An 11,744-nucleotide genomic window follows, 5' to 3' on the forward strand; every position below is an offset into this window, starting at 1 on the left:
GACTCAAAAAATGGCTCTGCGAACTACAAAAGTTGCTGCGCGTGGAAGACATGTCGATCTGGCCTATGTCGAACTCGCATCGAGCGAGAGTGCGCGCGATATTAATCGCGATATTGTTCTTGAACTAATTCGTGCTCGACAGCCGGTTGCGCGCGCCGACCTGTCACGGCTCTCCGGTTTGCAGCCAAGCACTGTTTCGGCCATTGTGGAGCAACTCCTCAGCGAGCGATGGATCACAGAAGGAGCAGTGGTGCGGCGTCCGCGGGGGCGACGACCGACTCTGCTCTCTCTGAACGATGGGCTGGTTATTCTGGTCGCCGATCTGCGCCCTCAGCAGGCTATCGTCGCAATCGTCGATCTGAATGGGCGTTTTCTTGAGCGCGAGGTTGTTCCTCTGGTCTCCGACCCAGAGCGCTCGGTGAGCAAAATTATCGAATCGATGCAGGCGATGCGAGGCCGCCACGAGAACAAGACGTTTGAAGGGGTTGGTGTCAGTTTGCCGGGCCGTATTCATCCCGACTCGCAGCGGCTGATTCTTGCACCGAACCTGCAGTGGTCGGACTACGACGTGAAGGGCGCGATAGAAACAGGGATGGAGTTGCAGGTGGAGCTGGATAATGCCGCGAACGCCTGTCTTCTATCGGAGCTATGGTTCGGCAGAATCGACGGGGTGCGCAACGCCGTGCTGGTGACTGTCTCCGAGGGATTGGGCACGGCGATTCTGGCGAATGGGCAGATTGTTGTAGGCCGCAATGGATTGGCAGGGGAGTTCGGACATATTCCAATCGATCCCGCGGGACCTGCCTGCGGCTGTGGGCAGCGAGGATGCTGGGAGGTATTCGGCTCTTCGTCGGCGGGGCTTCGGTACTACAAGGAGCTTGCTCCGAAAAGTCGCCCCCTGGTGATTCAGGAATTGTTGCAGCTTGCCGAAGAGGGAGATGCTGCCGCTATTGAAGCGGTCTCGCGTCAGGCAATGCATCTGGGTCGTGGACTTCGACTGATTACGGCCGCACTCTCGCCTGATCTCATTCTGATCACTGGCGATCTGACGACATCGTGGGCCCGCTTTGGCCCAATCGTGCAGGCTGAGTTAGACAGCACGATGCTTGCCGGTTCGTCACCGCGGCTGATGGTGACCAATGACGGCGAACTGTCTCGTCTACGTGGCGGAGCAGCAGTTGTGCTGCAACGCCACTCGGGCTATCACCGTTCGACACATTAATGCCTTATATGGGGAAGACGATTTAGTTTATTTCGTTTAGGAATAAATATTTGCTCGGTTTGCTTAGATTTTTATTAGATTTAAATCGATTCAGTTTGCGTTAATGCTTGACAGCGATATTTTTATATCGATAAAGTTCGTGTCACGTAGTAAATGACCTCCACTAAGCCAAACCTTGGATGGCCGCCTATGACGGCGCGCCATCCTCTTTATTCGAGGGCCCCTTTTGTGTTAAGGCTTCGATCTCTTATCGCTCTCGTTGGTTTCTTTTGCCTTGTTGCCGGCTTCGCTCAAGCGGAGACTGGCTCCGCTGGCTGGCTTCGATACGAGCGCATCAGCGATGCCACCGCGCTTCGGCAGGATCGCTCGCTTCCGCGCCAGATCGTACAGGCCGAAACTTCTTCTGTTGGAAGAAGCGCGTCCAGTGAACTGGCTCGGGGTCTGCACAGTATGCTTGGCGATGATCTTCGTATGAGTTCCACTTTGCCTGATGCCGATGCGTTTGTGCTGGGAACGCCGATGGAGTTACACCGGTTGCTTCCGCAATGGAGAGAGCCTGCAAGGTTGACGGCGGAGGGGTTTGCAATTTCGAAGTTGGATGAACGCGGGCATCATCTGTGGATCGTTGCAGGCGGCAGCTCCAGGGGCGAACTATATGGCGTCTTTCATCTGCTGGAGCAGGTTGGACAGCTACACGAAGTTGTACCGGATGCTGAGTCGCCCTCTGCGCCTATTCGGTGGGTGAATCAGTGGGACAACTTCGACGGCTCCATTGAGCGCGGCTATGCGGGTCGCAGCATCTTCTTTGACGGCGGCCACGTGCGGGCAGACTTGACGCGCGTTTCGGAGTACGGGAGGCTGCTGGCCTCGGTTGGCTTGAATGGCTGCACGGTCAACAATGTGAACTCCGATCTGCGTACGTTGCAGCCGGAGATGCTGCGCGAGCTGGCCCGGATTGCCGATACGCTGCGTCCGTGGGGTGTTCGCATGTCGCTCTCGGTTGACCTCTCCAGCCCTCAAGCGGTCGGCCATCTTTCGACGTTCGATCCGCTTGATCCGCAGGTCATCGCATGGTGGCAGCAGAAGACGGATGAGATCTATAAGCTGATTCCGGATTTTGGTGGATTTGTCGTGAAGGCAGACTCGGAGGGGCGGCTCGGGCCTTCGCACTATGGGCGCAATCCTGCGCAGGCTGCCAATGTTCTTGCGCGTGCCTTGCAGCCGCATGGTGGAGTTGTTCTCTATCGCGGATTTGTTTACAACCAGCATCTTGACTGGCATGACATGAAGGCCGATAGGGCGCGTGCTGGCTATGACAACTTTCGTGCGCTGGATGGAAAGTTTGAACCGAACGTTGTCATCCAGATTAAAAATGGTCCGATTGATTTTCAGGTGCGCGAGCCGGTCTCTCCACTCTTCGCAGCGCTGCAGCATACTAATCAGGCGATCGAGCTACAGGTGACGCAGGAGTACACCGGTCAGCAGCGGCACATGGTCTTTCTGGTGCCGATGTGGAAGACGGCGCTCGATACGGATATGCGTGCGCAGAATCGGAGCACACCGGTTAAAGAGATTGTCGAAGGGAAGAGCTTTCATCAGCCGCTGGGAGGCTTTGTCGCTGTCGTCAATGTTGGGCTGGACGATAACTGGCTTCATCATCCTATGGCTATGGCGAACCTCTATGGCTATGGCAGGCTTGCGTGGAATCCTGACCTGACGACGGACCAGATCGTCGATATCTGGACGCGGCTTACCTTTGGCAACAATCCGAAGGTCGTCTCGACGATTGACGATCTGCAGCGAAACTCATGGCATGTCTACGAGGAGTACACGGGGCCGCTTGGCTTGGGCACGTTGACGGATATTATCGGCGTTCATTATGGGCCAGGCATCGAATCGGCGGAGCGGAATGGATGGGGGCAGTGGATTCGCGCGGATCACAAGGGCATTGGCATGGACCGCACGGTTGCTACGGGTACGGGATACATCGGGCAGTATCCGCCGGAGCTTGCGAAGGTCTATGAGTCGCTGGTTACGTGCCCGGATGAGCTTCTGCTCTTCATGCACCATGTTCCTTATGACCATGTTCTGCACAGCGGGAAGACTGTGATTCAGCATGTCTATGACTCGCACTATGACGGCGCTGCTGCTGCGGCAACGTACGCTACGCGCTGGCAGTCATTGCATGGGCTGATCGATGAAGATCGTTATCAGCGAACGCTGGCGCTCTTCGAGTATCAGGCGGGACATGCCGTTGTCTGGCGGGATGCAGTAAGTGAGTGGTTTCTGCGTATGTCTGGTATTCCAGATGCGATGGGACGAGTGGGGCATTATCCCAACCGGATTGAAGCGGAAGCAATGCAGAGTGACGGCTACACGTCGGTCAATGTTACGCCGTGGGAGACCGCCTCCGGCGGAAAGGCTGTGGTGTGCAATCGCGCCGCTGCCTGTACGCTTACAACGAAGCTGGACAAGCCTGTTGGTGTCTATAAGATTGCTGTCCAGTATTTTGATATTCATCCCGGCGCAGCGCGATATGAACTGTTGCTGAATGATAGAAGCATCGCGCATTGGAACGCGGACAATACGCTGCCCCCTGCTGTTTCGGACAAAAAGCTGGATGGCCATACGAGTACGCGATTTACTTTATCCGGAGTAAGACTTGCTCCTGGAGATATGCTTACCCTGCGCGGTGTTCCTGATGGCGCCGAGCCCGCACCTGTTGACTACATCGAGATCACAAAACAATGAAAATTATCGCCGCTCGCCTGATCATCTGCTCTCCTGACCGTAACTTTGTCACGCTCAAGATCGAAACCGATGAAGGGATTTATGGACTCGGTGACGCGACGGTAAACGGACGTGAATTGGCAGTCGCAAGCTATCTCTCCGAGCACGTCCTCCCATGCCTGATTGGTCGCGATCCGTTCCAGACGGAGGACATCTGGCAGTATCTCTATCGCGGAGCGTATTGGCGACGCGGCCCTGTCACCATGGCAGCCATTGCCGCGGTCGACGTTGCCCTGTGGGACATCAAGGGCAAGGCGTTGAATACTCCTGTCTATAACCTGCTGGGAGGTAAGAGCCGCAACGGCGTGCTTGTCTACACGCACGCCAACGGAAGCGATATTCCTGAGACGCTTGACTCTGTTCGCAAGCATATGGAGGAAGGCTACCTTGCGGTTCGGGCGCAGTCCGGCGTGCCGGGAATTGCAGGCAGCTATGGCGTGCCTAAGGGCGGCAAGGCGTATGAGCCTGCAGAGCGCGGGCTGCCTTCAGAGAGCCTGTGGTCCACCGAAAAATATCTGAACTTTGCGCCATCGCTTTTTGAGAAGCTTCGCGTCGAGCTTGGAAGTGATGTGCATCTGCTTCATGACGTGCATCACCGGCTCACACCCATTGAGGCGGCGCGTCTGGGCAAGGCGCTTGAACCGTATCACCTCTTCTGGATGGAAGACCCTTGCCCAGCCGAGTTGCAGGAAGGTTTTGAACTGATACGCAAGCACACGACAACACCGATTGCGACGGGCGAGGTCTTCAACTCCGTGTGGGATGCTCACGATCTTATCCGCAGGCAGTGGATCGATTACATCCGCATGGCGATTGTGCATGGTGGCGGCATTACGCATGTAAAGAAGACAGCCGATTTTGCAGCGCTCTATCACGTGCGTACCGGTTGCCATGGAGCCACCGATCTCTCTCCCGTTACGATGGCTGCAGCGCTGCATCTTGGGCTTGCTGTTCATAACTTCGGGATTCAAGAGCACATGCACCATAGCGCGCTTACCGATGAGGTGTTCCCGCACAACTACAGCTTCGACGCGGGGTACATGTATCCCGGAGATGCACCCGGACTGGGAGTCGATATCGACGAGGTACTCGCTGCGAAGTATCCGTATCAGCGCGCGTATCTACCAATTGCGCGCAAGCTCGACGGCACGCTTACGGATTGGTAGCTGTTCGCTCAATTTATTTGCTCAGACTAACTTGGTGGAAAATGTCCGCCCATGGAGATCTTATGATGCGAATCATCCGTACCCGACTGCCGTTGTTTGCGGCTGTTCTTATTTTTATCTCGGCGGGTACTTTCCATGCGCTGGCACAACCGGCTGCAGATGGTGATGGCTCTGGGGCTTATCATACCGGCCACTACCGCGACCTCTTCGCCGAGCAGGGGCATAGCGCAAAGGAGAGTCGCGCCAAGATCGATGCTGCCTTCGAGCAACTGTTTCATGGCGATAAAAATACGCAGACTGTCTACTATGAGGTGGGACGCAACGCGAATGGCCCGCTTGCCTATATTACGGATGTCGCCAATCGCGACGCTCGTACCGAGGGCATGTCATACGGCATGATGATCGCTGTCCAGATGAACAAGAAGCATGAGTTTGATGCCATCTGGAACTGGGCGAATACTTATATGCTCATCACCGATCCGGCCAATCCCTCCGTTGGCTATTTCTCGTGGTCGATGCATACGGATGGCACGCCTCGCTCTGACTCTCCTGCTCCTGATGGTGAGGAGTATTTCGTCATGAGCTTGTACTTTGCGGCGAATCGCTGGGGTAATGGCACCGGCATCTATAACTACAAGGCGCAGGCCGATCGCATCCTTAGCCTCATGCGCCATCACCCCATTCAGACCGGAACGCCGCCCTTTCGTCTGAAGCCCGATGAGCTGCCGTATATTCCTCCGACACGTCCAGGCTTTCCTGCACGCAACCAGCCGCAGATAGTTGGCCCGATGGTGAATGAGAAGTACAAGATGATACTTTTCGTTCCCGGCATGGGCCGCGGCAGCTTCACTGATCCCTCGTATCATCTGCCTGCGTTCTATGAGCTGTGGTCGCGGTGGGGACCGGTTGAGGACCGCGCCTTCTGGGCCGAAGCTGCAACGGCCAGCCGGAGTTTTTTCCAGAAGGCCACGAACCCGAGTACAGGGCTTGCACCTGACTATGCTGACTTCGATGGCAAACCGCATGGGGCGGGCTTCAATCCGATGTCGGCTAACTTTTCGTATGACTCTTGGCGAACGGCCAGCAACTGGTCGGTTGATTACTCGTGGTGGCATAAGGATGCGGAAGAGAACGTCCTGAGCGACCGCATTCAGAAGTTTCTCTTCAGCCAAGGGGTTGATACGTTCAGCGATCGGTACACGCTGGACGGTAAACCGCTCTCACGACGACACTCCACGGGAATGGTTGCCACCACGGCAACCGCAGGGCTGGCCGCGACGAAAGGGCCAATCTCGAAGGCCTTTGTCGATGCACTCTGGAATTCACCCATTCCGTCTGGAGAGCAGCGCTATTACGATGGCATGCTTTACATGATGAGTCTGCTTCATTCCAGCGGCAACTTCCGCATCTGGGGGCCGAAGCCTCATTAATCCGAAAAATTCTGTTAACTGTTTCGAAGGGTCTGTTCTTCTACTATGGACGATAGAGGGACAGATCTTTCGTCGTTTTCGACCAAAGATGAATTGGCATCAAACGTTAACGCGGTACAGGGGGAGCGATGAGTGGGGAAGCGATGAATGCTGATCGGTTGTCGGGAGTTCTGCTGCATGTGACGTCGTTGCCTTCCTATGGTGGTGTGGGAGATTTCGGCCCGGCGGCTTATGCGTTTGTGGACTTCCTGGCTGCGGCCAAACAAAGGCTGTGGCAGGTGCTGCCTCTAAGCCCGACGGGTTATGGTGGATCGCCTTATTCGGCTTTGTCGGCGTTTGCGGGGAATCCTTTGTTCATCAGCCTGGAGCGGCTGGTGCAGGACGGCTGGATTGGCGCGGATCGAATCGAAGGATTACCGGGGCATGATGGCCCAGCGGATTTCGTAGAGGCAATGCGGATGAAGCTGCCACTGATCGAAGAGGCGGCTGCGAACTTTCTCGACCACGCACCGGATGAGATGCGGGCCCGCTTTCAGAAGTTCTGCCAGGACAATATTTCGTGGCTCTCTGACTACGCGCTGTTTAATGTGTTGCGGAGAATGCATGGCTATGTCAGTTGGATTGACTGGCCTGCCGAATATGCGCGCAGGAAGAGCGATGCGTTGACGGCGGTGCTGAACGCGCATGGGCGAGAGCTGGCTATCGAGCAGGCTATTCAATTCTTTTTCAATGAACAGTGGTGTGCGCTGCGGACCTACTGCGCAGAGCGGAAGGTTCGCATTCTGGGCGATGTCGCTATCTTTGTGAACTACGACAGTGCCGATGTGTGGATGCATCCCGAGATCTTCGAGCTGGACGACGATTTGAAGCCGACGCGAGTGTCGGGCGTGCCGCCGGATTATTTTTCGGTCACGGGCCAGCGCTGGGGAAATCCGCTGTACAAGTGGGACTTGATGAAGGAGCGCGGATTTGACTGGTGGGTGGCGCGGATTCGGCGTGCGCTGACGCTTTACGACTCGATACGGCTGGATCACTTCCGCGGCTTCGAGGCGTACTGGTCAATCCCTGCCGATGAACCGACGGCGATCAATGGCTTGTGGGTAAAGGCTCCCGGGCATGAGCTATTCAATCGACTGAAAGAGGTGTTTGGCGAGCTTCCGTTCATCGCCGAGGACCTGGGCTTGATTACGCCTGAGGTCGATGAGCTGCGCGAGCACTTTGGCATGCCCGGAATGAGAATTCTTCAGTTCGGCTTCTCCGACCGGGGCAGTCACCTCTACCTTCCGCATCGTTTTGTCCAGAACACGGTGGTCTATACAGGGACGCATGACAATAACACGACTCTGGGGTGGTGGCGCGACGATGCCAGCGAGATGGAACGTGCCCATGCGCAGACTTATCTGCAAACGATTGAGCACGACGGCGATATCGTATGGGCGATGATGCGCGCGGCGGCAAGATCGGTGGCGAATCTGTGCATCTTTCCCATGCAGGATGTCTTGCACCTGGGCAGTGCGTGTCGCATGAATACGCCGGCCGCTGGGGCAGGGAACTGGACGTGGCGATATGGCCTGCATGCCCTGCATCCTGACTTTGCGACCAAGCTGGCAGCGCTGATGGAAATGACAGACCGTGATGGCTATGAGGTCCCGAAAGACGGAGTCGAGGCGGGGAATCCGACTGATGATGTCCACAGACAGGCAGAGCTGGGTTCCAGCGTTTAGACTGAAGAAGGTACATTAAAACTTCAGGAGCCTACATGCCTCTTTCCGGCGAAGCCATCCGCACGATGAATTACGTTGATGATATTTCGGTTACGCTGCGCCGCATTCTCGCGGTGCTACCGTCCTTGACCGAGGATGAGCGTCAGCGCGTCGCCGAACATATCAAGCACGCTGAACCGAGCTACGAGTCGGTCATCAACGCTGTCGCGAGCAAAAAATAATGCAGCCAGTCGGTTCGCCGTCACCGTTCGAAATTCGGACGGTGGCGGTGATTGGTGCCGGGACGGCTGGCCGCAGCTTTGCCTTGGCTTGTGTCGCCGCTGGATTTCATGTGGTGCTCGAAGACGTGATGCCGGCAAATCTTCGCCGGGCAGAGGCGGATTTCGCGGAGATGGACCTGCGCGAATCGCAGGGCAGGCTTGATCTTGCATTGACCGTCGAAGACGCCGTCCGCGAGGCGGATATCGCCGTTGATTTCGTCCCCGACGAGCTGGAATCGAAGCTGGAGATCTTCAGCATGATCGATCGGATGGCCCCGCCAAAGACGATCCTGTGTACGCCCAGCGACGCCTTGAGCATCACCGATCTGGCATCCTGTGTGTATCGTCCTGAGCGGTGTTTTGCGGTGCGTGGAGATCTGATGGGTGGTGATGCTGGCGTGGGGCCAATGGTCCGGCTGTTGTATCCAATATCTGCCGATAGCCGTGCACTTACGGCAATGGGAGGCTTTTTGCGCTCTTTGGGCAGGAATGTACAGAATGAGCCGGATCCCGATGTGCCAGTCTTGATGAAGAACCAAATATCCACAGCTTTATAGGCACAGCGAATAAACGAAAAATCGGAACTGTTTTATTGGAATTTGCGTAACGTAGGGTGGAGAATGAAGTCCAACCATCGTCATGCGCGCGCTTTTCGACATCTTTGCCCAGGTCTTCCAATCGATTGGAGCTAACAAGCTGCGATCGTTCCTCACGATGTTTGGTATTGCGTGGGGCGTCGCTTCCTTGTTGCTGCTGATCGGGCTGGGGGAAGGATTTCGTTCCGGGCAGCGCCGGGGACTGTCTGAGCTGGGATCGGACGTCATCATGCTCTTCAGCGGGACCGTGCCCGCGCTTCCGAACCAGCACACTGGCATGCGGCCCTACAAACTGACTTTGAGCGATGCCGATGCGATTCGTGCCGAGGCATTCCATGTTCGAAATGCGACTGCGTTTATTGATCGCGGCGATCTGAAGGAGGTCAGCGAGTTTTCAAGCGCGGGCGGCTCCGTTTTGGGAGCAGAGGCGAACTATCCTCAGATTCGTAATCTTCCAGTCGCTGAAGGTCGCTGGATCAATGCGGCGGACGAAGCGCAACATCGACAGGTCGTATTTCTAGGGCAGAAGAATAATAAATTGCTGTTTCCCGGACGGCCCTCTGTCGGATCTTTCATCACGCTGAATGGATATCGTTTTCAGGTAATTGGTGTCGCTCCCAAGATCGGGCGAGGCAACAACGATAGCGACAATCAAAGGGTTTATATTCCGCTGTCGACGATGCTTGAGCTTTTTCCGATTCTTGGCGAGAATATTCCCGCGGATGCTGTTACTTCCATTCAATACCAACCTACAACCGAAGACCAGAACGAGGCCGCGAAAGCTGATGTCCATCGCATTATCGCGAAGCGGCATGATTTTGATCCAAGCCTGACGGACGCCTTCGAAGAGTGGGATACCATCAAGGCAAATAAGACCGTCGGCCTCATCTTCACGGCGATGGATGTCTTTCTCGGTGGGGTGGGCATCGTCACGCTGGCACTGGGCGCGGTCGGCATCATCAACATCATGCTGGTGACGGTGACGGAGCGTACCAAGGAGATTGGCCTGCGCAAGGCGCTGGGAGCAACCAATAGCAGTATTCTGATGCAGTTTTTTCTCGAAGGAATTATGTTGACGGGAATCAGCGGCCTGATTGGGATTGCAGGTGCAGCCACGCTGATGATGGTGTTGGGACATGCGATGGGAGACAACCAGATGGGATTCGATCCGCCGCGGCTGGTGCCATGGTCGGCGGCAATGGCGATGGGTACACTTGTGCTTTGCGGCGTGGTGGCTGGCATCTATCCGGCGAGCCGTGCAGCGACGATGCAGCCAGTCGAGGCGCTGCGCAAGGAGTAAGGCGATGCTGCGAGACATCTTTGGGCAAGCGATGGAAGCGATGCGGCACAACGGTCGGCGCACGGCCATCACGATCGTCGGCATGGCGTGGGGCATCGCTACCGTTGTGCTTCTCCTGGCGTATGGCGCAGGCTTCGGGCGCGCCTTCGAGACGATCTTCGCTCAGTTCGGCACCAACATGATCGGGGTCTTTCCCGGCACTACCAGCGAGCAGGCGGGCGGAGCCAAAGCCGGTGTGCCGATTCGTCTCAAGATGGACGATGTGGAGCGCATTCGGGAGACGGTTCCCGGCGTTCTGCATACATCGCCTGTGCTCTGGAAGCAGGTGCCAGTGCAAAATGATCTGCACACCTACACGTGGGAGGTCGATGGTGTCTCACCCGAGATTCAGGACATTCAGAAGATGGATCTGGCCGAAGGGCGTTTTCTAACCGAAGCCGATCTACAACAACGGAACCATGTTGCGGTTATTGGATCGCAGGGTTCGTCGAAGCTCTTCTCCGGAATCTACCCCCTCGGCCAGACGATTCGCTTGAACGGTATCAGCTTTGAAGTGATTGGTGTGCTGAAGCCCAAGATGCAGGAGGGCGATGACAACATCAATCGCATCACCTACATTCCGTTTTCAACCATGGGCGATATTAAGGACAACAAATATCTCGATGGCATCTGGTTTAACTATCGTGGCGAACCGAAGAGCGTAGAGCGCGCCTTGCGAAATACGCTCGCAGCCGCGCATGCATTCCGTCCGACAGACCACAATGCGATCTGGGTGGCTAACATCATGGAGCAGCTCGCGCAGTTCCGCATCATATCGCTGGGATTGCAGGTGCTGTTGCTCTTTATCGGAACGCTGACGCTGGGCATCGCCGGTATAGGGCTGATGAATATCATGCTAGTTAGTGTGCAGCAGCGCACGCGAGAGATTGGTGTGGAGAAGGCACTGGGCGCGAGGAAACGCCACATCCTCTTGCAATTCCTTGCCGAAGCTCTCGTGATTACCGGAGTCGGCGGAATTGCTGGCATCGCGCTGGCCTATGGAGTCAGCAAAGCCGTGGGCGGCATCACCTTCTACAGCGCGATTGCCTCGAATGCGAGTGCGGCGGACATCTACCTGCTGATCTCGCCGCATATTGTGATTCTGGCGACGGCCGTTCTCGTCATCGTAGGCACGGTGAGCGGAATGATTCCTGCCATCCAGGCAGCGAACCTCGATCCGATTGAGGCGCTTCGCTACGAGTGACCTTAGCGACTAC

The 11,744-nt window shown here is 56.1% G+C and carries 9 protein-coding genes; all 9 read left to right on the forward strand.

Features of this window, described 5'->3' with window-relative positions; genetic code table 11:
• The first annotated feature begins 10 nt into the window (after positions 1-10).
• The 9 genes from IEW09_RS14225 (at position 11) to IEW09_RS14265 (ending at position 11,731) form a co-directional block, all read left to right on the forward strand.
• Positions 11-1,222, forward strand: coding sequence for an ROK family protein (locus IEW09_RS14225; protein WP_188554862.1), 1,212 nt, complete (start codon positions 11-13; stop codon positions 1,220-1,222).
• 189 nt (positions 1,223-1,411) lie between these two features.
• Positions 1,412-3,973: an alpha-glucuronidase family glycosyl hydrolase gene (locus tag IEW09_RS14230; RefSeq protein ID WP_188555266.1), complete on the forward strand. Its 2,562-nt coding sequence runs from the start codon at positions 1,412-1,414 to the stop codon at positions 3,971-3,973.
• On the forward strand, positions 3,970-5,178 hold the full coding sequence (manD, locus tag IEW09_RS14235; RefSeq protein ID WP_188554863.1) for a D-mannonate dehydratase ManD: 1,209 nt from the start codon (positions 3,970-3,972) through the stop codon (positions 5,176-5,178). Before IEW09_RS14230 ends, manD begins: the two co-directional genes overlap by 4 nt.
• A 62-nt stretch (positions 5,179-5,240) precedes the next feature.
• Positions 5,241-6,608, forward strand: coding sequence for a family 8 glycosyl hydrolase (locus tag IEW09_RS14240; RefSeq protein WP_188554864.1), 1,368 nt, complete (start codon positions 5,241-5,243; stop codon positions 6,606-6,608).
• 128 nt (positions 6,609-6,736) lie between these two features.
• Positions 6,737-8,332: a 4-alpha-glucanotransferase gene (gene malQ / locus IEW09_RS14245; RefSeq protein WP_229739326.1), complete on the forward strand. Its 1,596-nt coding sequence runs from the start codon at positions 6,737-6,739 to the stop codon at positions 8,330-8,332.
• Between the two features lie 35 nt (positions 8,333-8,367).
• Entirely contained in the window at positions 8,368-8,553 is a 186-nt protein-coding gene (locus IEW09_RS14250) for a hypothetical protein (RefSeq protein ID WP_188554865.1), read from the forward strand.
• Positions 8,553-9,149: a 3-hydroxyacyl-CoA dehydrogenase NAD-binding domain-containing protein gene (locus IEW09_RS14255; protein ID WP_188554866.1), complete on the forward strand. Its 597-nt coding sequence runs from the start codon at positions 8,553-8,555 to the stop codon at positions 9,147-9,149. The genes IEW09_RS14250 and IEW09_RS14255 overlap by 1 nt, the downstream gene beginning before the upstream one ends.
• An 82-nt stretch (positions 9,150-9,231) precedes the next feature.
• Positions 9,232-10,488, forward strand: a complete 1,257-nt coding sequence (locus IEW09_RS14260) for an ABC transporter permease (protein WP_188554867.1) — start codon at positions 9,232-9,234, stop codon at positions 10,486-10,488.
• 4 nt (positions 10,489-10,492) lie between these two features.
• The gene (locus IEW09_RS14265) at positions 10,493-11,731 is read left to right on the forward strand and encodes an ABC transporter permease (protein ID WP_188554868.1); all 1,239 of its coding nucleotides are present in this window, start codon (positions 10,493-10,495) and stop codon (positions 11,729-11,731) included.
• The last annotated feature ends 13 nt before the right edge of the window (positions 11,732-11,744 follow it).

The organism is Edaphobacter dinghuensis, from assembly GCF_014640335.1.
Lineage (GTDB): Bacteria > Acidobacteriota > Terriglobia > Terriglobales > Acidobacteriaceae > Edaphobacter > Edaphobacter dinghuensis.

Coding starts and splice junctions, on each gene's coding strand:
- IEW09_RS14230 (WP_188555266.1), top strand. CDS start 1,412: ATGACGGCGCGCCATCCTCTTTATTCGAGGGCCCCTTTTGTGTTAAGG.
- IEW09_RS14250 (WP_188554865.1), top strand. CDS start 8,368: ATGCCTCTTTCCGGCGAAGCCATCCGCACGATGAATTACGTTGATGAT.
- malQ (WP_229739326.1), top strand. CDS start 6,737: ATGAGTGGGGAAGCGATGAATGCTGATCGGTTGTCGGGAGTTCTGCTG.
- manD (WP_188554863.1), top strand. CDS start 3,970: ATGAAAATTATCGCCGCTCGCCTGATCATCTGCTCTCCTGACCGTAAC.
- IEW09_RS14260 (WP_188554867.1), top strand. CDS start 9,232: ATGCGCGCGCTTTTCGACATCTTTGCCCAGGTCTTCCAATCGATTGGA.
- IEW09_RS14240 (WP_188554864.1), top strand. CDS start 5,241: ATGATGCGAATCATCCGTACCCGACTGCCGTTGTTTGCGGCTGTTCTT.
- IEW09_RS14265 (WP_188554868.1), top strand. CDS start 10,493: ATGCTGCGAGACATCTTTGGGCAAGCGATGGAAGCGATGCGGCACAAC.
- IEW09_RS14225 (WP_188554862.1), top strand. CDS start 11: ATGGCTCTGCGAACTACAAAAGTTGCTGCGCGTGGAAGACATGTCGAT.
- IEW09_RS14255 (WP_188554866.1), top strand. CDS start 8,553: ATGCAGCCAGTCGGTTCGCCGTCACCGTTCGAAATTCGGACGGTGGCG.